Source organism: Janibacter sp. CX7, from assembly GCF_024362365.1.
GTDB lineage: Bacteria > Actinomycetota > Actinomycetes > Actinomycetales > Dermatophilaceae > Janibacter.
In genome coordinates this window covers 2,096,515-2,116,873 of record NZ_CP101464.1, presented here as the reverse complement: position 1 = coordinate 2,116,873, position 20,359 = coordinate 2,096,515, and the positions used below count along the sequence as shown (strand labels likewise).

The following is a 20,359-nucleotide window of genomic DNA, read 5'->3' as shown; positions in this document are numbered from 1 at the left end:
TCAGACTGAGCTGTGCCCCAGGTGGGCCAGCGCCTGCCGCAGCAGCGCCCCGTGGCCACCCGACATCTCGGCGAGCAGCCCGGTCTCGCCGGCCTCCTCGGGCGTCAGCCAGGCCAGGTCGAGGGCATCGTGCTGGGGCGCGCAGTCGCCGCGCACCGGCACGATGAAGCTCAGGGCCACGGCGTGCTGGCGCGGGTCGTGGAAGGGCGTGACCCCCGGCGTGGGGAAGAACTCGGCGACGGTGAAGGGCGCCGGGGAGGCCGGCACGCTCGGCAGGGCCATCGGACCGAGGTCCTTCTCGAGGTGGCGCACGAGGGCGTCGCGCACCCGCTCGTGGTAGTTGACCCGGCCGGCGATGAGCTCGCGCTCCATCGTGCCGGTGTCGGAGGCGCGCAGCAGCAGCCCGACCGACGTGACGTCGCCGTTGTCGGCGACCCGCACGGGCACCGCCGCGACGTAGAGGATCGGCACGCGGCCGCGCACGTTGTCGAGCTCCTCGCGGCTGAGCCACGCTTCCTGACGGTCGAGGTCGGTCGGCATGGCGCCATCCTCGCACGCGGTTTCGAGCCTCCGTCGGTGCGTCCTACACTGGTGCCACAGGCGTCTGAGCCGTCATCAGCGGCGAGCCTCCGGCAGAACGGGAGCGGCAGTTCCTCACTAGACCCGGACGGGTGGTCACGTCACGACCGATGGACCAAGGAGCGGTCCACTCCCTTCGTCGCGAAGGGGGTGGACAAGCGGGGTGGTACCGCGGAGGCCGACCGGCCGCCGTCCTCGTGGCAGTTGACGAGTTGACCCGCCGAGTACCCCGGAGCCGCCGCGATGACCTATCCCAAGGTCTCCACCACCGACGCGACCACCGTCGCCTCCTCCCCGAGCTTCCCCGACATCGAGAAGCACGTGCTGAACTACTGGGAGGCGGACGGGACCTTCCAGGCCTCCATCGACGCCCGTGACGCCGGCACGGACGGCAGCAACGAGTTCGTCTTCTACGACGGACCCCCCTTCGCCAACGGTCTGCCGCACTACGGCCACCTGCTCACCGGCTACGTCAAGGACGTCGTCCCGCGCTACCAGACGATGCGCGGCAAGCGGGTCGAGCGGCGCTTCGGCTGGGACACCCACGGACTGCCCGCCGAGCTCGAGGCGATGCGCCAGCTCGGGCTGAAGACGACCGACGAGGTCCGTGAGCTCGGCATCGAGAAGTTCAACGCCGCCTGCCGCGAGTCGGTGCTCAAGTACACCGGCGAGTGGCGCGACTACGTCACCCGCCAGGCGCGCTGGGTCGACTTCGACAACGACTACAAGACGCTCAACCCGACCTTCATGGAGTCGGTCATCTGGGCCTTCAAGTCGATGTACGACCAGGGCCTGGTCTACGAGGGCTTCCGCGTGCTGCCGTACTGCTGGCAGGACGAGACGCCGCTGTCCAACCACGAGCTGCGCATGGACGACGACGTCTACCAGATGCGCCAGGACCCGGCCGTCACCGTCGGCCTGCGGATGGACACCACCGGCGAGGACCCGGTGCTCGAAGGTGCCCACCTGCTCGTGTGGACGACGACCCCGTGGACCCTGCCGAGCCACCTGGCCGTCATGGTCGGCTCCGAGATCGACTACGTCGTCGTCGAGGCGCCCGTGCCCGGTGTCGAGGGTGCCACCGCGAAGTACGTCCTCGCCGAGGCACGACTGGGCCACTACGCCCGCGAGCTCGGCGACGAGCCGACGGTCCTCGGCCGCTACACCGGTGCACAGCTGCTCGGCCGCACCTACACCCCGCCGATGTCCTACTACGCCGGCCACGAGGGTGCCTTCCGCGTCGTCGCCGCCGACGACGCCGTGACGACGACCGACGGCTCGGGCCTGGTCCACACCGCCGGCGCCTTCGGTGAGATCGACAAGGAGGTCACCGACCGCGAGGGCATCGCCGCCGTCATGCCGGTGGCCAAGGATGGTCGCTTCACCGCGCCGGTCACCGACTACGAGGGCATGCTCGTCTTCGATGCCAACGGCCCGATCATCGACGCGCTCAAGGCGACGACCCGGGGGGAGCGGGCCGACTCGGTCAGCGAGGGCACGATCCTGCTGCGCCGCGAGTCCTACGAGCACTCCTACCCGCACTGCTGGCGCTGCCGGCAGCCGCTGATCTACAAGGGCGTCGAGTCGTGGTTCGTCGAGGTCACGGCGATCAAGGACAAGATGCTCGCCAACAACGAGCAGATCACCTGGACACCCGACCACGTCAAGCACGGCCAGTTCGGCAAGTGGCTCGAGAACGCGCGTGACTGGTCGATCACCCGCAACCGCTTCTGGGGCAGCCCGGTGCCGGTGTGGAAGTCCGACGACCCGGCCTACCCGCGCATCGACGTCTACGGCTCCTTCGAGGAGATCGAGCGCGACTTCGGGCGGCTGCCGCTCGGCGAGGACGGCGAGCCCGACCTCCACCGTCCCTTCGTCGACGAGCTGACCCGGCCCAACCCCGACGACCCGACCGGCAAGAGCACGATGCGGCGCGTCGAGGACGTGCTCGACGTGTGGTTCGACTCCGGGTCGATGAGCTACGCCCAGGTGCACTACCCCTTCGACAACGCGGAGTGGTTCGAGCAGCACTTCCCGGCCGACTTCATCGTCGAGTACATCGGCCAGACCCGCGGCTGGTTCTACACGCTGCACATCCTCGCGACCGCGCTCTTCGACAAGCCGGCCTTCTCCTCGGTCATCAGCCACGGCATCGTCCTGGGCAACGACGGGCAGAAGATGTCCAAGTCGCTGCGCAACTACCCCGACGTCTCCGAGGTCTTCGACCGCGACGGCGCCGACGCGATGCGCTGGTTCCTCATGAGCAGCCCGATCCTGCGCGGCGGCAACCTCGTCGTCACCGAGCAGGGCATCCGCGAGGGCGTGCGGCAGGTGCTCATCCCGCTGTGGAACAGCTACTCCTTCTTCGCCCTCTACGCCAACGCCCTCGGCGACGGCTACGAGGCGACGTGGTCGACGGGCTCCACCGACCCGCTCGACCGCTACCTGCTGGCCAAGCTGCGCGAGTTCGTCGAGGACGCCACCGCGCGGATGGACGCCTATGACATCGCCGGCGTCTGTGACAGCACCCGCAGCTTCACCGACGTGCTCACCAACTGGTACATCCGGCGCAGCCGGGAGCGCTTCTGGGCGACGGGTGCCGACCGGGCCGACGCCGAGGCTGCCTGCGACACCCTCTACACGGCACTCGAGGTGCTCTGCCGCGTCGCCGCCCCCCTTCTGCCGCTGATGACCGAAGAGGTCTGGCGCGGGCTCACGGGGGGGCGGTCGGTGCACCTGGCCGACTGGCCCAAGGCGGAGGACCTGCCGGCCGAGCACGACCTCGTCGTCGCCATGGACACCGCCCGCGCGGTGTGCAGCTCGGCCAGCGCGCTGCGCAAGGCCAACAAGCTGCGCAACCGCCTGCCGCTGCGTGACCTGACGGTCGTCGTGCCCGACGCCGCGAAGCTCGCGGACTTCGGCGCGATCGTCGCCGACGAGGTCAACGTGCGCCAGGTGAGCCTGCTCGACATCGCCGACCCGGCGGCCGCGGACTTCGGCGTGAGCCAGAAGCTCACCGTCAACGCCCGTGCGGCCGGACCGCGCCTGGGCAAGCAGGTCCAGGTCGCGATCAAGGGCAGCAAGTCGGGCGACTGGTCCGTCGCCGACGACGGCACCGTGACCTCCGGCGGCATCGCGCTGGTCGAGGGCGAGTACACGCTCGAGACCGTCGCGGCCGATGACGAAGGGAGCCACCGCGCCACCGCGATGCTCCCCGGGTCCGTGGGCGGCTTCATCGTGCTCGACACCGAGGTCACCGACGAGCTGGCGGCCGAGGGTCTGGCGCGTGACGTCATCCGCGCCGTCCAGGAGGCGCGCAAGCAGGCCGGGCTCGAGGTCTCCGACCGGATCAGTCTGACGATCACCGGCTCGCAGCAGGTGTGGCAGGCGACCGTCGCCCACCAGGGCCTGATCGTCGACGAGACGCTCGCCGGCCAGTTCGGCTCCGCTCCCAATCTCGAGGCGCTGCCGCTCGTCGACGGCGTCGTCGAGACCGAGCTCTCCGGCAGCGAGAGGGTCCGGGTCAAGGTCACGCGCCTGTGAGCCGCCGATGATCAACGGGATCCTGTGGGTCCTCGGCTGCCAGCTCGTCGGGGAGGTCTTCGTCCGGGTCCTCGGGCTGTCGATCCCCGGGCCGGTCGTGGGGATGGTGCTGCTCTTCGCGGTGCTGTCCGTGCGCCGGCCGGGGGAGGTCTCGGGGACGCTGCGCTTCTCCGACGGGCTGCTGCGACACCTGCAGCTCTTCTTCGTCCCGGTGACGGTCGGGATCATGGTGCACGCGTCGGAGCTGGGGCGGCAGTGGCTGCCGGTCACCGGCGGGCTCGTCCTGTCGTGGGGGCTCGGCCTGGTGACCGTCGCCGGCTTGGCCTCGTGGCTGCAGGGGCGCCGGGGAGTGCGGGTGCGCTCGCATGACTGAGGCGATCGACTGGCTGCGTGATTCGCCGCTCACCTGGGTCTTCCTCACCCTGCTCGCCTACCGGGCCGGTGTGTGGGTGCGTGACCGCACCGGCGGGCACCCGCTCGCGCAGCCGGTGCTCGTCGCCGCGGCGCTGCTCATCACGCTGCTCGCCGTCCTCGGCATCGACTACGACACCTACATGACCGGCGGCGCGCTCATCCATCTCGTGCTCGGCCCGGCGACCGTGGCGTTGGCGGTGCCGTTGCACCGGCAGGCGCACCACCTGCGCGAGATGGCGCTGCCGCTGGCGGTCGCCCTGCCGGCGGGTGCTCTGGTCTCGATCGGCTCGGCCGTGCTCACGGTGCGCGCCCTCGGCGGGTCCGAGGCGCTCGAGCACACGATCGCGCCCAAGGCTGCGACGACGCCCGTCGCGATCGCCATCGCCGACCACATCGGGGGAGTGCCGGCGCTCGTCGCCGCCTTCACGATGCTCGCCGGCATGCTCGGGGCGGTCTTCGGTCCGTGGCTGCTCGACCGGCTGTCGGTCCACGACCGGAGGGTGCGCGGGCTGGCCATGGGCGCGGCCTCCCACGGAGTCGGCACCTCGCGCTCGCTGCACGACGACCTCACGGAGGGGGCCTTCGCCGGCCTGGCCATGGGCCTGACCGCGCTGCTGACGAGCGTCCTCGTGCCGCTCGTCATCGCCCTCCTCTGACCCCCCTTCGTCCGCGCCCTCCCAACTCTGCAAGACCCTAGGGTTTTGCAGAGTTGGGGGAGGGCCGCACGAGGCCGGTCAGGCGGCGCCGTCGGCCGCGTGCGGCTCCATCGGGGCGCCCGTCTCGAGGACGGTCTTGATGCCCGAGAGCACCCAGGGCCAGCCGCCGCCCCCTTCGTTGCTCGGGTCGGGGTTGCCCGCCACCTGCTCGGCCGTCGTCGGCCGGCCGGTGAGGTCGTGGGTGAGGGTCAGGCGGACCGCGCCGTGGGCGCTCGGCTCGATCTCCCAGGTGAGGGTGCCCGGCTCCTCGTCCTCGATCCACACCGGTGCCCAGGTCTGGACGAGGCGGCGCGGCGGGTCGGCCTCGAGGACCTCGCCGGTGACGACGACGTCGGGCATGCCGACCACCTTCATGTCCTCGCCGGCCCGGTGCTCGAAGTGGCCACCCGGCTGCAGGTCGTAGTCGACCTCGCCGGCGTAGCCGTAGAGCCGGCTGAACTCCGGCGACGTGATGGCCGCCCACACCCGCTCGGGCGTGGCATTGATGAAGATGCGGTGGATCTGGATCTCGGTGTCGCTCATGACTCGTCGTCCTCCAGGACTCGCTTGAGATCGAGGAGCGCGGAGGTCCGCGCCGCCGTGTACTTGCCGATCCACCGGTCGTGGATCGCGCGGATGGGGACGGCGTTGAGGTGGTGCAGCCTGGTCCGCCCCTCCTTGCGGGTGACGACGAGGTTCGCTTCCTCGAGCAGCCGCAGGTGCTTGGCCACCCCGAACCTCGTCATCTCCGTGTGCTCGCGCACGACCTTCTCGAGCTCGGACTGGCTGCGCCCGTCCCGCTCGAAGAGTGCGTCCAGCAGCAGCCGGCGTATCGGGTCCGCCAGGGCCTTGAAGACGAGGTCGTCATCGCTCACCAGATCACCATAGGTGACCATATGGTCACCTATCAAGGCCTAGGGTCGGAGTCATGGACACGACTCTGCACTCCGTCTCCGGCCTCCTCGACCTCGCGCCGACGAGCGAAGGGGGTCGCCCCGGCGTCAAGAAGGCGCTCGTGGGCCACGGCTGCCGGGTGGTGATGTTTCGTTTCGCGGCCGGTCAGGTGCTCGCGGAGCACACGGCGGCCTTCCCGATCCTCGTCCAGTGCCTCTCCGGCACCGTGGAGTTCGCCGCGGGGGAGCAGGTGGTGACCCTCGGTCCCGGAGCCGTCGCCAACCTCGACGCGCGCGTCCCCCACGAGGTGCGCGGCGTCACCGACGCCGTCTTCCAGCTGGTCATGCTCGACCCGGCGGCGAGGCCGGACTGAGCTGTCGACAGGCGCACGAGTCATCGACTGCCGCACCAGGTATTTCTCGCGCCTGCTTCGATGACCCGCGCGCGAGTCGAAGTCCGGCGCGCCGTCGGGTGGCGCGGGCTGACGGGTCAGGGCGTGAGCGGCTGCTGACGCACGTGGGGGACGACCATCGGCGTGCCCGACTGCGGGTCGTCGACGACGTCGCACGCCAGGCCGAATACCTCCTCGACGAGCTCGCTCGTCAGCACCTGCGCGGGTGGACCGTCGCCGCGGATCCTCCCTTCGTGCATGACGACCAGACGTGAGGCGAAGCGCGCCGCCTGGTTGAGGTCGTGGAGCACGGCGACGATCGTGCGGCCCTCGCGGTTGAGCCCGGCGAAGAGCTCGAGCAGCTCGTACTGGTGCGCGATGTCGAGGAAGGTGGTGGGTTCGTCGAGGAGGATCACCTCGGTGTCCTGCGCGAGAACCATCGCGACCCAGGCCCGCTGCCGCTGACCGCCGGAGAGCGTCGCGACCGGGGTGTCGGCGAGATCGGTGAGGTGGGTGCGATCCAGTGCCGCGGCGATCGCCCGATCGTCGTCCGGCGACCACTGCCGCAGCAGGCTGTGGTGGGGGTGCCGGCCGCGCGTCACGAGCTCGCCCACGGTGATCCCCTCCGGGGCGATCGCGCTCTGCGGCAGCAGCGAGACCCGTTGTGCCACAGCGCGTCCGCGCATCCTGTGCAGGTCGTCGCCGCCGAGCTCGACCCGGCCATCGGACGGCTGGTTGACCCGGCAGAGCGCCTTGAGCAGCGTCGACTTGCCGCAGCCGTTGGGCCCGACGACGACGGTGAAGTCGCCGCGGGCGATGTCGAGGTCGAGCCCGCGGATCACCGGCTCCCCGCCGTAGCCGACGGTGATCTGGCGGGCGCTGACGAGCGAAGGGGAGGTCATGTCGCCTTCTTCCATTCGGAGACGAGCAGGGCGCCGAGGTAGACGCCGCCGATCGCGAGCGTGAGGATGCCGACGGGCAGCCCGTCGAAGAGCGGCACCTGCTGGGTGGCCAGGTCGGCCGCCGACAGGAGCAGAGCGCCGGTGACGGCGGACAGGCCGAGCAGCGGCCGGGCGCTGCGGGCCAGCCGCCGGGTGACGTGCGGAGCGGTGAGCGCCACGAAGGCGATCGGCCCGGCGACCGCCACCGCCCCGCCGGCGAGCAGCACCGACAGGAGCACCGCCCTTCGGCGCACGGCACCGGAGTGCACGCCGAGCGAGGCGGCCACCTCGTCGCCCATCTCGGTGAGGCCGAGGGGGACCGACAGCAGCGCGAGCGGCACCGCGGCGACCGCGAGGACCAGCCAGATCGTCACGACGTGGTCCCAGCCGCGCGCGTTGAGGCTGCCGTTGAGATAGGCCGACAGGACCGTCGCCTTGTCGCGCGCGACGACGTAGACGACGTACTGGGTGAAGGCGTAGGCCATCGCCGAGACCCCGATGCCTGCGAGGACCATGCGCATCGGGTTGGACAGCCCGGTCCCGGTGCTCACGGCGACGAGCCCGACGGCCAGCGCCGCGCCAGCCACCGAGCCGAGGACGATGGACGTGGCGCCGGGCAGGAGCAGCCCGACGAAGGCGGCTCCGGCACCCGCGCCCGCGCTCACACCGATGACATCGGGGGAGCCGAGCGGGTTGCGGGTCACGGACTGGAAGAGCGCGCCCGAAGCACCGAGCGCGGCGCCGGCACCCAGCGCGACGAGCAGGCGCGGGCCGCGCAGGTGACCGAGCACGAAGTTGGCCTTGCCCGTCGCCTCGCCACGAGCCACCTCGACGATGCCGGCCGGCAGGTCCGCCAGTGCCACGCCGAGGCCGCCCATCGTCAGTGTTGCCAGGGCCGTCGCGACGACGAGCCCCACGAGGACGAGGCCGAGCGCACTCGCCCGACGGCGGGCCGGAGCGAGGGTGCTCATGCCTGTGCCTTCCGGCCGAGCCGGCGGACCGCGAGGAGCAGCACGGGAGCCCCGACGAAGGCGGTGACGACCCCGACCATGAGCTCCTGCGGTCGCAGCACGATCCGGCCGATGATGTCGGCGCCGAGCAGCAGCGTCGGGCCGACGACGAGGCAGCCGAGCAGCTGGGCGCGCACGTCGAGCCCGACGAGGGCACGCACGATGTGCGGCACGGCGAGACCGACGAAGGCGATCGGCCCGACGGCCGCGGTCGCCGCCGCGCACAGCAGCGTCGCGGCCCCGAGGGCGGCGGTGCGCACCAGCGCGGTGTTGACCCCCAGGCCCGCGGCCGCCTCCGTCCCGAGGGCCAGCGCGTTGAGGCTGCTCGCGCAGAGCAGCGCGAGCACCAGCCCCACGACGACGAAGGGGGCGACCGCCCGCAACTGGTCGAGGCCGCCGTCGCCGAGCGAGCCGACGACCCAGAAGCGGTAGTTGTCGAAGTGCCTCGGCAGGGACAGCGCGATCGCCTGGACGTAGGCGGTGAGCACCGCCGCCACGACGGCACCGGCGAGGACGAGCCGGACCATGCTGGCGCCGGTGTCGCCGGCCGTGCCGATGGTGTGGACGACGAGGGCGGCGGTGCCGCCCCCGAGCAGGGCGACCCATGCGGAGGCGACCGTGCCGGTGGAGATGCCGAGCCACACGCTGGCGCTCACCATCGCCGCGGCGGCGCCCGCGTTGATGCCGAGCAGGCCGGGGTCGGCGAGCGGGTTGACGGTCACCGCCTGCATGAGCGCGCCGGAGACCGCCAGGGCCGCGCCGACCCCCATGGCGAGCAGGGTGCGCTCGATCCGGGCGTCGAGCACCGTCGCGAGGTAGGCGTCGGGGCGGCCGGTGAGGGCGTCGACGACCTCGGGCAGCGACGTGGACTTCGAGCCGACGGCCAGCGAGGTCAGGGCGACGAGGGCGAGCACGGCAACGCACCCCACGAGGACCAGGGCGGTCCGTGGGGTGCGTCGTGCCGTGGGGCGTGAGGTCACGCGGCGGAGGTTACTTCTTCTCGGCCTTGGCGATGGCCGCGTCGATCATGTCCGGGTACGTCTTGAGGGCGTAGGGCACGGTGAGCGGGTTGATCATCGACGAGGCGGTGACGAAGGAGTTGTCCTCGCTGGAGACGACGGCGCCGGCCTTGATCGCCGGGATCGAGGCGTAGAGCTTGTTGTCGAGCGCCTGCTTCTTCGCCTTGGGGTCGCTGTAGAAGGTGAAGATCAGGTCGCTGCCGCCCAGCTTGTCGGCGTTCTCGTAGCCGATGACCGCCGAGTCGGTGCCCTCGGTCTCCTTCATCTTGTCGATCGCCGGGTCGCTCTTGAGCCCGAGCTTGCGCACCATGTCGGCACGCTGCTCGGTCGGCTTGAAGACGCCGAGGGTGTCGGGTGTCGTGTAGACGTAGCTGAAGCTGTAGTTCTTCCAGTCCGGGTGCTTCTTCGCCTCGTCGGCGAGCTGCTTCTCGAGGTCGTCGACGAGCTTGTCGGCGTCCTCCTCCTTGCCCAGGGCGGTCCCGATCGTCTCGATCTGCTCGTCCCAGTCGATGCTCCACGCCTGGTCGGGGTAGGCGACCGTCGGGGCGATCTCGCTGAGCGAGTCGTACTGCTCCTGGGTGATGCCCGACCACGGGGCGAGGATCACGTCGGGCTCGAGCTCGACGATCTTCTCCATGTCGAGTTCCTCGCCGGCGCCGACGAACTCGGGCAGCTCGCCCCCTTCGTCCGTGACGGCCTCGTGGACCCACGGGGTGTAGCCGGTCTTGTCCGCGGCCCAGGCGTACTCCTCCATGCCGACGGGGATGGTGCCGAGGGCGATCGAGGTCTCGGTGGAGCCCTGGCCGAGCGTGACGACCTTCTTCGGCTCCTCGGGGATCTCTGCGGTGCCGAGGGCGCTCTTGATGGAGACGGGGAAGGCGTCGCTCCCGCCACCGGACGTCGCGTCGGCGTCCGAGCCGGAGTCGGAGCCGCAGCCGGCGAGGGCGAGCGGGGCGGCGAGCAGGAGCGCGGTCGTGGTCGCGCGCAGGCGGGTCAGGGGCATCGTCGTCGTCCTTGCGAAGGGGAGGCCGGTCCCGTGACCGGCTCGAACGTTAGGAGACCCTAACCTAACCTTCGGTGGCCACGACGCAGGGGGTCAGTCCGTGGCGCCATCACGTCGGTGGACCCGGTGCCCGTCCGGGTCGAAGATCATGACGACCTCGGCCGGGCCGTCGACCGCGACGAAGGCGTGCGGCGTCATCGTCTCGAACTGCGCTGCCTCGCCGGCCTCGACGCGCACGACGCGCTCGCCGAGGGTCAGCTCGACGCTGCCCTCGAGGACGAAGAACCAGTCGTGACCCGGGTGCACCCGTGGCTGCGGGCGGGGGCCGGGCTCGAGGCGCACCTTCATCGCCGTCGTCGTCGCCGTCGCCTTGGTGAGCACCCACGTGGTGCGGCCGTGCTCGCGGGTCGGTGTCGGGCGGATGACGACGTCCTCGTCGTCGTCCTCGGCGAGCAGGGTCTCGACGTCGGTGCGCAGGGCGCGGGCCAGGGGGAGCAGGACATCGAGGCTGATCGCTCGCTTGCCGGTCTCGATGCGACTGATCGTCGAGGGGCTGAGGTGGGAGCGCTCGGCGAGGTCGTCGAGCGAGAGCGACTGGGCGCGGCGCAGGCCGCGCAGTCGGGTCCGGACGGTCTGCTCGATCTCGCTCACGGTGCTCCTCGGGTGTCGATGAAGTCTTGCAGATTCTGCAAGCAAGTATGCACTATCCGTCAGACGCATCTACGGTGGACGTCATGAGCGCACAGCCCGAGCACCCCGCCGCCCACGACTCCGCCGGCCACGACCACCACGCGAGCCACCCCGTCATCGAGCGCCATGTCGACGTCGCCGTCGTCGGTGGCTCCGCCGCCGGCCTCGCGGCCGCCCTGCAGCTGTCGCGGCAGCGTCGCTCGGTGCTCGTCGTCGACTCCGGCGAGCCGCGCAACGCCCCGGCCGCGCACATGCACAGCTACCTCGGGCACGAGGGGCGGCCGCCGGCCGACTTCCTGCGCATCGCCCGCGAGGAGGTGCGCTCCTACGGGGCCGAGGTCCTCACCGGTCGGGTTCTCGAGGTCACGCGCGAGGAGGACGGCTTCCGCCTCGGCCTCACCGGCGGCCACGTCGTCCACGCGCGCCGCGTCGTCGCCGCGACCGGCCTGACCGACGAGCTGCCCGACGTGCCCGGTCTCGCCGACCACTGGGGCGGCGCGGTCATCCACTGCCCCTTCTGCCATGGCTACGAGGCACGCGACGGGCGGATCATCGCGCTCGTCACCTCGCCCATGGGGCTGCACCCGCTCCCGCTGCTGCGCCAGCTCACCCCCGACCTCACCGTGCTCGTCCACGCCGGGGTCGACGCCGACGAGCCCGAGCTGCAGGCGCTGCGTGCCGCCGGCGTGACCGTCGTCGTCCAACCGGCCGAGGCCGTCGTCAGCGACGCGACCGGTGGCCTGCGCGGCATCCGGCTCGCCGACGGGTCCGAGATCGCGGCCGACACGATCCTCGTCGGGACGCGTCTGCACGCCCGGGTCGCTCCCTTCGCCGGGGTCGGTCTGGAGGCGGTCGCACACCCCAGCGGGGTCGCGACCCACGTCGTCGCCGACCCGATGACCGGCGCCACCGACGTGCCCGGCCTCTACGCGGCCGGCACGCTCGCCGAGCCGATGCTCCAGGTGCTGCCGACCGCGGCGGCGGGCAGCCGGGTGGGCTCGATGGTCAGCTTCGACCTTGCGCAGCAGGACCTCGAGCGGGCTGCCCGGCCCAGCGCCCACGCCGCCGACTGGGACGGCCGCTACGGCGGCGACCTGCAGTGGAGCGGCAACCCCAACGGCTCGCTCGTCGCCGAGGCCACCGGGATGACCCCCGGCACCGTCCTCGACGTCGGCGCCGGCGAAGGGGGAGACGCCATCTGGCTCGCGGAGCAGGGCTGGCAGGTGACCGCCAACGACATCTCCGCTCTCGCCCTCGACCGGGTGCGGGTGGCCGCGGCCGGCCGCGGCCTCGAGGTGGGTCTGGTGCAGGCCGACGCCAACGCTGCGGCCCCCTTCGGCGCCGAGCGCTACGACCTCGTCACCGCCGCCTATGCATCGATCCCCCGCACGCCCGACGGCCGCGGCATCGCCAACCTGCTCGGCGCGGTGGCCCCGGGCGGCACCCTGCTCGTCATCGCCCACGACCAGCACGACATGGGGTTGGCGGCGGTCGCCCCCGAGCAGACCCGCCCCTTCGACCACGAGGCGTATGTCGACACGGACGCCATCGCGGCAGCCCTGGCCGGTGCGCCGGGCTGGGCGGTCGAGGGCCACGAGCAAAGGAAGCGGCCCGCCGGCGCCGTGTCGACCCACCACGTGCACGACGTCGTCCTGCGGGCCCGGAGGGTCGGCTGACGGGTGCGACAATCGGGCCCATGAGTCCCGCCCCCGACGCCGCCCAGCGGCAGGCCGCCGCCTCCCTCGAGCTGCGCAAGCGCATGCGCCTGGTCGAGGACGAGATCCTCTCCCGCGCCCCCGAGCACGACCTCGAACCGAGCCTCGACCGCATCCGCGCGGTCATGGACCTGCTCGGGGAACCGCAGCGCACCTTCCCCGTCATCCACGTCACGGGGACCAACGGCAAGACCTCGACCGCCCGGATCATCGAGTCGGTGCTGCGCGAGGCAGGCCTGAAGACCGGGCGCTTCACCTCGCCGCACCTGCAGGACATCCGGGAGCGGATCACCATCGGCGGCGAGCTGATCAGCCGAGAGGCCTTCCTCGACGCATGGGCTGACATCGCTCCCTTCGTCGACGCCGTCGACACCCGCTCGGTCTCCGAGGACGGGCCGCGGATGACCTACTTCGAGGTGCTCGTCGCGCTCGCCTACGCGGCCTTCGCCGACGCGCCCGTCGACGTCGCGATCGTCGAGGTGGGCATGGGCGGCTCGTGGGACGCGACGAATGTCGTCGAGGCCGACGTCGCGGTCATCACGCCCGTCGGCATCGACCACCAGCACTTCCTCGGCAACTCGATCGAGGAGATCGCGACCGAGAAGTCGGGGATCATCCACCCCGATGCCATCGCCGTGAGCGCACCGCAGGAGCCCGAGGTGCTGGCGATCCTGCGCGACCGCGCCGAGGAGGTCGGCGCCCGGCTGCTCGTCGAGGGGCTCGACTTCGGGGTCCTCGAGCGCGACGTCGCCGTGGGCGGCCAGATGATCTCGCTGCGCGGGATCGCCGGCGACCACCCCGACCTCCTGCTCAACCTCCACGGCGAGCACCAGGCGAGCAATGCCGCGCTCGCCGTGGCCGCGGTCGAGGCCTTCCTCGGTGGCGGCGAGCAGCCGCTCGGCGAGGAGGTCCTCGCGGCCGGGCTCGCCGCGGCGACCTCGCCCGGTCGTCTCGAGATCGTCCGGCGCAGCCCGACGGTCATCGTCGACGCGGCCCACAACCCCCACGGCGCCACGGTCCTCGCGACGGCGCTCAAGGACTCCTTCACCTTCACCCACCTCGTCGGCGTCGTCTCGATCTTCAAGGACAAGGACGTCGTCGGGATCCTCGAGGCCCTCGAGCCGGCGCTCGACGAGGTCGTCGTCACCCGCTCGACGTCGCCGCGCGCGATGCGACCGGACCGCCTCGGCGAGATCGCCGCAGAGGTCTTCGGCGACCACCGGGTCACCGTCGTCGAGGAGCTGCCCGACGCGCTCGACCGCGCCGCCCAGCTCGCGGACGACGGGGGAGTGGCCGGTGGTGTCGTCGCCACCGGCTCGATCGTCACCGTCGGCGAGGTCCGGCTGCTGCTCGGCGTGACCGACGTCGAGGCGCCCGTCGCGCCGCCGGTCGAGGTGCCCGTCGAGGTCGAGGACGAGGGCTGACCTACCCTTGTCGACCGTGACTCCCGACCAGCCACCGCGCCCGCAGGGCAAGTTCACCTGGCGGATGCTCGCCACCGTCCTCGGCGCGCAGTCGCTCGTCATCTTCTTCGGTGCCCTGACCAGCCGGGGCCTGGACCCCGACCAGGAGCCGGTGGCGGTGGGGCTGACCCCCTTCGTCCTCATGTGCGTCCTGGCCGTCGTCGCCCTCGTCGGCGCCGGCCTGATGAAGCGGCCCTTCGGCATCGCCTTCGGATGGGGCGTTCAGGTTCTTTCCATCCTCTGCGGGGTCTTCGTGCCCATGATGATCCTCGTCGGCGTGATGTTTGCGGTGCTCTACGGCTACTGCCAGCGGATCGGCCGCCGCATCGACCGTGAGCAGGCCGCCCAGGCCGCGACCCAGCAGGAGAGCTGACACCCGTGGACTTCTTCACCGCGATCATCCTCGGCCTCGTCCAGGGGCTGACCGAGTTCCTCCCGATCAGCTCGAGCGCCCACGTCTCGATCGTCGGGCAGCTCATGGGGCAGGAGGACCCCGGCGCCGCCTTCACGGCGATCACCCAGCTCGGCACCGAGGCCGCCGTCGTCATCTACTTCTGGCGTGACATCACGACGATCATCCGCAAGTGGTTCCTCGCGCTCGCGGGCAAGGTCGCCAAGGACGACCCCGACGTGCGCATGGGCTGGCTCGTCATCATCGGCACCATCCCGATCGGTCTGCTCGGTCTGCTCTTCCAGGACCAGATCGAGTCGACCCTGCGCAGCCTGTGGATCACCGCGACGATGCTGCTCGTCTTCGCCCTCGTCATCATGGCGGCCGAGCGGGTCGGCACCCAGCGCCGCGAGCTCACTGACCTGACGTGGAAGCACGGCATCCTCTACGGCCTCTGGCAGGCGCTGGCGCTCGTCCCCGGCGTCTCCCGCAGCGGCGGCACGATCGCCGGTGGTCTCTTCATGGGCTACACGCGCAAGGCCGCGGCCCGCTACAGCTTCCTCCTCGCGATCCCGGCGGTCATCGCCTCGGGTGGCCTGCAGGTCGTCAAGATCGCCGGCGGTGAGGGCACCGGCGAGACCGGCTGGGGCCCGATCCTCGTCGCGACGGCGATCGCCTTCGTCGTCGGCTACGCCGTCATCGCGTGGTTCATGAAGTTCATCGAGACCCACACCTTCACGCTCTTCATGGTCTACCGGATCGTCCTCGCGCTCGTGCTCTTCGCCCTGCTGGGTACGGGTGTGCTCGCGGCGTGACTACGCTGACCCCGTGACCGAGACTGTGCAGACCGAACGTTCCCTCATCCTCGTCAAGCCCGACGGCTTCCGCCGCGGCCTCACCGGCGAGGTGATCCGCCGGATCGAGGCGAAGGGGTACACCCTCGCGGCCCTCGCCGTCGTCACCCCGACGCGTGAGCAGCTGGCCGCCCACTACGCCGAGCACGAGGGCAAGCCCTTCTACGAGCCGCTCCTCGACTTCATGTCCTCCGGCCCGGTCGCGGCCGTCGTCATCGAGGGCCAGGAGTGCATCAAGGGCTTCCGCTCCCTCGCCGGCGCGACGAAGCCGACCGAGGCCGCCCCCGGCACGATCCGCGGCGACCTCGGTCGCAAGTGGGCGGGCACCGTGGACGAGAACATCGTCCACGGCTCCGACTCCCCGGAGTCCGCTGCCCGCGAGATCGGCATCTGGTTCCCGAGCCTCTGACGTGGGCACGGGAGCGCGAGAGGCGCGCCCGCGGGCGCGGCCGCGCTTCTCGCGCGACCTGGCCATCGACCTCGGGACGGCCAACACCCTGATCCACCACCAGGGGCGCGGCGTCGTCCTCGACGAGCCGAGTGTCGTCGCGGTGAGCGCCGAGACCGGTGAGCTCGTGGCCGCCGGGACCCGGGCCAAGGAGATGCTCGGGCGCACCCCCGGCGCCGTGCGCGCGGTGCGACCACTGCGCGCCGGGGTCATCAGCGAGCCCGACGCCGCCGAGCAGATGCTGCGGTGGTTCACCGACCGGGTGGGCATGTCGAGCGTCTTCCGCCCGCGCGTCGTCGTGTGCATCCCGAGCGACATCACCGGCGTCGAGCGGCGCGCGGTCGAGGAGGCCGCGCTGCGCGTCGGCGCCCGCCGGGTCTACCTCGTCGAGGAGCCGATGGTCGCGGCGATCGGGGCGGGTCTGCCCGTCACGGACACCGAGGCCTCGATGGTCGTCGACATCGGCGGCGGCTCCACCGACGTCGCCGTCATCGCCCTCGGCGGCATCGTCGCCTCGCGCAGCACCCGCACGGCCGGTGACGCCGTCGACGACGCGATCGTCGACCACGTGCGCCGCAACCTCTCGCTGCTCCTCGGCGAGCGCAGCGCCGAGCACATCAAGATCGAGGTCGGCTCCGCCTTCCCGCTCGCCCGTGAGGTGAGCACCCGCGTCCGCGGCCGCGACCTCGTCACCGGCCTGCCCAAGACCGTCGACGTCGGCTCCGCGGAGATCCGGCGGGCCATCGCCGGGCCGGTCGGGGAGATCGTGCAGCTCGTGCGCGACGTGCTCGACCGCTGCCCGCCCGAGCTCGCCGGCGACGTCCTCGAACGCGGCGTGACGCTCACCGGCGGCGGAGCGCTGCTGCGTGGCCTCGACGCCCGGCTGCGCCACGAGCTCGGGGTGCCGGTGCGAGTGGCCGAGGCGCCCCTGCGCGCCGTCGTGCGTGGCGCCGGCCGCTGCGTCGACGACTTCGCCGCGCTGCAGCCCGTGCTCGTCGACGGCCACCGCTTCTGATGCGACGCCGTGCCCTGCCGGCGCTGCTGGTGCTCACCGTCCTCGTCCTGCTGGCGGATCTCGCGGGCGCGCCCCTGGGTCCGGTGCGGGGCGTCGGCGACGCGGTCCTCGGTCCGGTCGAGCGGCTCGTGGCGCCCCGCCCCGACGACACCGACCGGGTGCGGGCCGACAACATCCGCCTGACCGAGGAGGTGCGCCGGCTGCGGGACCGCGAGGACACGTCGGCGCAGGCCGAGCAGCTCGACACCGGCGATCTCCCGACGGTCACCGCGCGGGTCGTCGCGCTCGACCGCGCCGGTGCCTCCGGCCCCGAGCGGATCACCCTCGACGTCGGCCGCCGCGACGGGGTGCGTGCCGGCGGTGCGGTCATCGCTCCCGGCGGCCTCGTCGGTCGGGTGGTCTCGGTCGGCGAGTGGAGCGCCGACGTCAGCGTCATCGGGGCTCCCGGCTCCGGCGTCGGCGTGCGCACCGGCTCGAAGGGGGTCATCGGCACCCTGTCGGGCTCCGACCCGACGACCGCGCACGGCGCCGACGAGCTCGTCATCACCCAGCTGACCCGTGACCGTGTGCGGCCCGGCGATGCCGTGACGACGCTCGGCAGCCCCGGTGCCCGTCCCTACCCGCCCGGCGTCGCCGTCGGCGAGGTCACCCGCGTCGAGCGGGCGCCGGGACGCCTCACCGACACCGCCGTCGTCCGCCCGGCCGTCGACCTGGCCACCGTCGACGTCGTCGCGGTCGTCACCGGGCCCGGCCGCACGAGCGGGCGCACGTCGTGACCGGGCTGCGCTGGCCGGTGCGCCTGCTGCTGCTCGCCGCGGGGCTCGTCGCCGTGCTCGCGCTCGGCGCCCGTGGGGTGCTCGCCCCGCCCGACCTCGTCGTCATCCTCGTCGTCGGGGTCGCGCTGTCGGCCGGGTCGACCTCCGGCGCCGTCCTCGGCCTCGTCGGCGGCTGGTTGCTCGACCTGGCGCCCCCGGTCTCCAGCCCGCTCGGCCTGACCGCCCTCGGCTACGCCGCGGCCGGCTGGGTCGCGGGTCTGGCCCGCCGCCGCTCGGGGCACCCCTGGTGGTGGCCAGTGCCCGTCGTCGCCCTCGCCGTGGTCGTGACCCGGGTCGCGCCCGTCCTCGTCGACCTCGGCAGCGCGCGACCGATCGCGTGGGGCTCGCTCGCCTGGCAGGTCCTCGCGACGGCCACCCTCGGCCTCGTCCTCGTCGGGCTCGTCGAGCGGCTCGAGGCCACCATGGTCACCCGCAGGTGGGCATGAGACGGCGCGGGTCGCGGCTCCAGGTGAGGATGCTCGCCTCCCTCGCGGTGCTCACCCTCCTCGCGGGCGTGCTCATCGGCCGGCTCGGCCAGCTGCAGCTCACCGACCACCCGGCCGGGGACGCGGTCGTCGCCGGCCCGGGCACCGCGACCGTGCACCTGCCCGCCCTCCGCGGGCGCATCCTCGACCGCGACGGACGCCCCCTCGTCGACAACGCCGTGCGCACGGACGTCACCATCGACCGGCGGACCCTCGCCGACGCCGAGGACGGGGGCCGGGCGACGGTGCGCCGCCTCGCGCAGGCGCTGGACCTCCCCTTCGACCGGCTGTGGGGACGCACGACGCTGTGCGGGGCGCCCGGGGCCGCCGACCCGCCGTCGTGCTGGTCCGGCTCCGCGCTCGTGCCGGTGCCGGTCGCCGAGGACGTCAGCGCGCGCGACGCGGCAACCCTCACCGAGCGGCCCGAGCTCTACCCGGGCGTCGCCGTGACGACGCAGCCGGTGCGGGCCTACCCGCGCGCGTCCGGTGGCGGCGCACCGCAGACGACCGGTTATCTGGCCCGGGCCGACCCGCAGACCGTCGAGGAGTCCGACGGTGCGATCACGGCCGACGACCTCGTCGGCGTCACCGGTCTGGAGCGGCAGTACGACGCGCAGCTGCGGGGCACGCCGGGGGAGCGGGTCGTGCGGGTCGACGGGCGCGGCGTGGCGGTCGAGGAGGTCTCGAGCACCGACCCGGTCCCGGGGGCCGATCTCGTCACGACCCTCGACCTACCCGTCCAGCGCACCACCGAGCGCGCGCTCGCCGACGGCGTGCGCGAGGCCCGTGACCGCGGCCACCGCGCCGACACGGCCGCGGCCGTCGTGCTCGACCTGCGGGACGGCGGGATCGTCGCCTCCGCGAGCGTCCCGACCTATGACCCCTCGGTGTGGTCCGAGGGGGTCTCGCAGCGGGAGTACGAGCGGCTGACGACGGGGGAGCGCAGCCCGCTCATCGACCGGGTCACCGGGGTGGCGCAGCCGCCGGCCTCGACCTTCAAGGCGGTCACGCTGCCCGGGGCGGTCGCGGCCGGCACCGACCTCGACGACGAGGTCAACTGCTCCGCCTCGCACCGCATCGGCGACCGGGTCTTCAACAACTTCGAGTCGCGGGCCTACGGCTGGATCACCTGGCGCGAGGCGCTCAAGGTCTCCTGCGACACCGTCTTCTACCGGGTCGCCGAGGACGTGTGGCGTGACCAGGGTGGCCTCTCCGCGCGGGACGACGCCGGCGACCCCCTCATCGACACCGCCCGCGACCTCGGGCTCGGCGAGGCGACCGGCATCGACCTGCCGGCCGAGGCCACCGGCCGCATCCCCGGGCGCGCGTGGAAGCGCGAGTGGTGGGAGTCGACGAAGGACGCGTCCTGCCGCGAGGCGAAGCGCGGCCACCCCGAGATCGCCGATCGCACCCGGCGTGCCTATCTCACCGCCCTGGCCGAGGAGAACTGCGAGAGCGGCTACCAGTTCCGCCCCGGCGACGAGGCCAACCTCTCGATCGGCCAGGGCGATGTGACCGCGACGCTGCTCCAGATGGCTAGGGTCTACGGCACCATCGCCACCGATGGCGACGAGCCCAGCCCGCACCTCGGACGCGCGACGGTAGCGCCCGACGGCACCCGCAGCCGCATCGACGTGGCCGACGGCCGCGAGGTCGAGCTGCCGAAGGGAGCCGGGGCCCTGCTGCGGACCGCGCTCGGCGACGTCGTCAGCGCCCCCGGCGGCACCGCCCACTCCGCCTTCGTCGGCTTCCCGCTTCGTCAGTGGCCCGTGGCGGGCAAGACCGGCACGGCCGAGGTCTACGGCAAGCAGGACACCGCGTGGTTCGTCTCGTGGGCGCCGACGAGCCGGCCGCGCTATGTCGTCGCGGTCTCGGTCTCGCAGGGCGGCACGGGCGGCGCGACGGCGGCGCCGATCGCCCGCGAGATCCACGAGGAGCTGCGCCGGCACTGAGCGGCCCCGGTCGTTCACCCGGGCATCACCTGGTCGTCCCCA

General features: G+C 72.5%; 21 protein-coding genes. 13 read left to right on the top strand and 8 right to left on the bottom strand.

Annotation, left to right across the window (positions count from 1 at the left end; all coding sequences use genetic code 11):
• Complete coding sequence (locus tag NMQ01_RS10325) at nucleotides 1-540, bottom strand: NUDIX hydrolase family protein (RefSeq protein WP_255183854.1); 540 nt, start codon at nucleotides 538-540, stop codon at nucleotides 1-3.
• A 282-nt stretch (nucleotides 541-822) separates the two neighbouring features.
• Between NMQ01_RS10325 and ileS the strand changes: the two genes are divergently transcribed.
• Genes ileS through NMQ01_RS10310 form a run of 3 tightly spaced genes read left to right on the top strand, consistent with a single transcriptional unit; the run spans nucleotide 823 to nucleotide 5,192 of the window.
• Nucleotides 823-4,122 carry an isoleucine--tRNA ligase gene (gene ileS / locus NMQ01_RS10320; protein WP_255183853.1) on the top strand — a complete coding sequence of 1,100 codons (3,300 nt, stop codon included), beginning with the start codon at nucleotides 823-825 and terminating at the stop codon, nucleotides 4,120-4,122.
• A gap of 7 nt (nucleotides 4,123-4,129) precedes the next feature.
• Nucleotides 4,130-4,495 carry a CidA/LrgA family protein gene (locus tag NMQ01_RS10315; protein ID WP_255183852.1) on the top strand — a complete coding sequence of 122 codons (366 nt, stop codon included), beginning with the start codon at nucleotides 4,130-4,132 and terminating at the stop codon, nucleotides 4,493-4,495.
• Nucleotides 4,488-5,192 carry an LrgB family protein gene (locus tag NMQ01_RS10310; protein WP_255183851.1) on the top strand — a complete coding sequence of 235 codons (705 nt, stop codon included), beginning with the start codon at nucleotides 4,488-4,490 and terminating at the stop codon, nucleotides 5,190-5,192. The genes NMQ01_RS10315 and NMQ01_RS10310 overlap by 8 nt, the downstream gene beginning before the upstream one ends.
• A gap of 78 nt (nucleotides 5,193-5,270) precedes the next feature.
• Here NMQ01_RS10310 and NMQ01_RS10305 read toward each other — a convergent pair whose 3' ends face one another.
• Both NMQ01_RS10305 and NMQ01_RS10300 read right to left on the bottom strand, forming a co-directional pair.
• Nucleotides 5,271-5,774 carry an SRPBCC family protein gene (locus NMQ01_RS10305; RefSeq protein WP_255183850.1) on the bottom strand — a complete coding sequence of 168 codons (504 nt, stop codon included), beginning with the start codon at nucleotides 5,772-5,774 and terminating at the stop codon, nucleotides 5,271-5,273.
• A complete protein-coding gene (locus NMQ01_RS10300; RefSeq protein ID WP_255183849.1) occupies nucleotides 5,771-6,106 on the bottom strand; it encodes a helix-turn-helix transcriptional regulator in 336 nt (111 codons plus the stop codon). Before NMQ01_RS10300 ends, NMQ01_RS10305 begins: the two co-directional genes overlap by 4 nt.
• A 53-nt stretch (nucleotides 6,107-6,159) precedes the next feature.
• On the opposite strand from NMQ01_RS10300, the gene NMQ01_RS10295 reads away from it, so the two are divergent.
• The gene (locus NMQ01_RS10295) at nucleotides 6,160-6,498 is read left to right on the top strand and encodes a cupin domain-containing protein (protein ID WP_255183848.1); all 339 of its coding nucleotides are present in this window, start codon (nucleotides 6,160-6,162) and stop codon (nucleotides 6,496-6,498) included.
• 116 nt (nucleotides 6,499-6,614) lie between these two features.
• Here the strand turns inward: NMQ01_RS10295 and NMQ01_RS10290 are convergent, their stop codons facing one another.
• The 5 genes from NMQ01_RS10290 to NMQ01_RS10270 form a co-directional block, all read right to left on the bottom strand.
• The gene (locus NMQ01_RS10290) at nucleotides 6,615-7,418 is read right to left on the bottom strand and encodes an ABC transporter ATP-binding protein (RefSeq protein ID WP_255183847.1); all 804 of its coding nucleotides are present in this window, start codon (nucleotides 7,416-7,418) and stop codon (nucleotides 6,615-6,617) included.
• On the bottom strand, nucleotides 7,415-8,428 hold the full coding sequence (locus tag NMQ01_RS10285; RefSeq protein ID WP_255183846.1) for an iron chelate uptake ABC transporter family permease subunit: 1,014 nt from the start codon (nucleotides 8,426-8,428) through the stop codon (nucleotides 7,415-7,417). The genes NMQ01_RS10290 and NMQ01_RS10285 overlap by 4 nt, the downstream gene beginning before the upstream one ends.
• On the bottom strand, nucleotides 8,425-9,447 hold the full coding sequence (locus NMQ01_RS10280; protein WP_255183845.1) for an iron ABC transporter permease: 1,023 nt from the start codon (nucleotides 9,445-9,447) through the stop codon (nucleotides 8,425-8,427). The genes NMQ01_RS10285 and NMQ01_RS10280 overlap by 4 nt, the downstream gene beginning before the upstream one ends.
• 10 nt (nucleotides 9,448-9,457) lie before the next feature.
• The gene (locus NMQ01_RS10275; protein ID WP_255183844.1) at nucleotides 9,458-10,489 is read right to left on the bottom strand and encodes an iron-siderophore ABC transporter substrate-binding protein; all 1,032 of its coding nucleotides are present in this window, start codon (nucleotides 10,487-10,489) and stop codon (nucleotides 9,458-9,460) included.
• A 93-nt stretch (nucleotides 10,490-10,582) separates the two neighbouring features.
• Nucleotides 10,583-11,140 (bottom strand): helix-turn-helix domain-containing protein, encoded by a 558-nt coding sequence (locus tag NMQ01_RS10270; protein ID WP_255183843.1) that lies wholly within the window; start codon nucleotides 11,138-11,140, stop codon nucleotides 10,583-10,585.
• An 83-nt stretch (nucleotides 11,141-11,223) separates the two neighbouring features.
• Here NMQ01_RS10270 and NMQ01_RS10265 point away from each other — a divergent pair, with 83 nt between their 5' ends.
• Genes NMQ01_RS10265 through NMQ01_RS10225 form a run of 9 tightly spaced genes read left to right on the top strand, consistent with a single transcriptional unit; the run spans nucleotide 11,224 to nucleotide 20,317 of the window.
• On the top strand, nucleotides 11,224-12,855 hold the full coding sequence (locus NMQ01_RS10265; protein WP_255183842.1) for a bifunctional NAD(P)/FAD-dependent oxidoreductase/class I SAM-dependent methyltransferase: 1,632 nt from the start codon (nucleotides 11,224-11,226) through the stop codon (nucleotides 12,853-12,855).
• Between the two features lie 20 nt (nucleotides 12,856-12,875).
• Nucleotides 12,876-14,318 carry a folylpolyglutamate synthase/dihydrofolate synthase family protein gene (locus NMQ01_RS10260; protein WP_255183841.1) on the top strand — a complete coding sequence of 481 codons (1,443 nt, stop codon included), beginning with the start codon at nucleotides 12,876-12,878 and terminating at the stop codon, nucleotides 14,316-14,318.
• Nucleotides 14,319-14,334: 16 nt separating this feature from the next.
• The gene (locus NMQ01_RS10255) at nucleotides 14,335-14,730 is read left to right on the top strand and encodes a DUF4233 domain-containing protein (protein WP_255183840.1); all 396 of its coding nucleotides are present in this window, start codon (nucleotides 14,335-14,337) and stop codon (nucleotides 14,728-14,730) included.
• 5 nt (nucleotides 14,731-14,735) lie between these two features.
• A complete protein-coding gene (locus NMQ01_RS10250) occupies nucleotides 14,736-15,563 on the top strand; it encodes an undecaprenyl-diphosphate phosphatase (protein WP_255183839.1) in 828 nt (275 codons plus the stop codon).
• 25 nt (nucleotides 15,564-15,588) lie between these two features.
• Entirely contained in the window at nucleotides 15,589-16,011 is a 423-nt protein-coding gene (gene ndk / locus NMQ01_RS10245) for a nucleoside-diphosphate kinase (RefSeq protein WP_255186357.1), read from the top strand.
• Between the two features lies 1 nt (nucleotide 16,012).
• Entirely contained in the window at nucleotides 16,013-17,065 is a 1,053-nt protein-coding gene (locus NMQ01_RS10240) for a rod shape-determining protein (protein WP_255183838.1), read from the top strand.
• Nucleotides 17,065-17,841, top strand: coding sequence for a rod shape-determining protein MreC (gene mreC, locus NMQ01_RS10235; RefSeq protein WP_255183837.1), 777 nt, complete (start codon nucleotides 17,065-17,067; stop codon nucleotides 17,839-17,841). The genes NMQ01_RS10240 and mreC overlap by 1 nt, the downstream gene beginning before the upstream one ends.
• On the top strand, nucleotides 17,838-18,326 hold the full coding sequence (gene mreD, locus NMQ01_RS10230) for a rod shape-determining protein MreD (RefSeq protein ID WP_255183836.1): 489 nt from the start codon (nucleotides 17,838-17,840) through the stop codon (nucleotides 18,324-18,326). The genes mreC and mreD overlap by 4 nt, the downstream gene beginning before the upstream one ends.
• A gap of 29 nt (nucleotides 18,327-18,355) precedes the next feature.
• Nucleotides 18,356-20,317, top strand: a complete 1,962-nt coding sequence (locus NMQ01_RS10225; RefSeq protein ID WP_255183835.1) for a penicillin-binding protein 2 — start codon at nucleotides 18,356-18,358, stop codon at nucleotides 20,315-20,317.
• Nucleotides 20,318-20,359: the final 42 nt, after the last annotated feature.

Excerpts from the sequence above, each read along its gene's own strand:
- NMQ01_RS10325 (WP_255183854.1), bottom strand. The coding sequence starts at position 540 with ATGCCGACCGACCTCGACCGTCAGGAAGCGTGGCTCAGCCGCGAGGAG.
- ileS (WP_255183853.1), top strand. The coding sequence starts at position 823 with ATGACCTATCCCAAGGTCTCCACCACCGACGCGACCACCGTCGCCTCC.
- NMQ01_RS10315 (WP_255183852.1), top strand. The coding sequence starts at position 4,130 with ATGATCAACGGGATCCTGTGGGTCCTCGGCTGCCAGCTCGTCGGGGAG.
- NMQ01_RS10310 (WP_255183851.1), top strand. The coding sequence starts at position 4,488 with ATGACTGAGGCGATCGACTGGCTGCGTGATTCGCCGCTCACCTGGGTC.
- NMQ01_RS10305 (WP_255183850.1), bottom strand. The coding sequence starts at position 5,774 with ATGAGCGACACCGAGATCCAGATCCACCGCATCTTCATCAATGCCACG.
- NMQ01_RS10295 (WP_255183848.1), top strand. The coding sequence starts at position 6,160 with ATGGACACGACTCTGCACTCCGTCTCCGGCCTCCTCGACCTCGCGCCG.
- NMQ01_RS10290 (WP_255183847.1), bottom strand. The coding sequence starts at position 7,418 with ATGACCTCCCCTTCGCTCGTCAGCGCCCGCCAGATCACCGTCGGCTAC.
- NMQ01_RS10285 (WP_255183846.1), bottom strand. The coding sequence starts at position 8,428 with ATGAGCACCCTCGCTCCGGCCCGCCGTCGGGCGAGTGCGCTCGGCCTC.
- NMQ01_RS10275 (WP_255183844.1), bottom strand. The coding sequence starts at position 10,489 with ATGCCCCTGACCCGCCTGCGCGCGACCACGACCGCGCTCCTGCTCGCC.
- NMQ01_RS10265 (WP_255183842.1), top strand. The coding sequence starts at position 11,224 with ATGAGCGCACAGCCCGAGCACCCCGCCGCCCACGACTCCGCCGGCCAC.
- NMQ01_RS10260 (WP_255183841.1), top strand. The coding sequence starts at position 12,876 with ATGAGTCCCGCCCCCGACGCCGCCCAGCGGCAGGCCGCCGCCTCCCTC.
- mreC (WP_255183837.1), top strand. The coding sequence starts at position 17,065 with ATGCGACGCCGTGCCCTGCCGGCGCTGCTGGTGCTCACCGTCCTCGTC.
- NMQ01_RS10225 (WP_255183835.1), top strand. The coding sequence starts at position 18,356 with ATGCTCGCCTCCCTCGCGGTGCTCACCCTCCTCGCGGGCGTGCTCATC.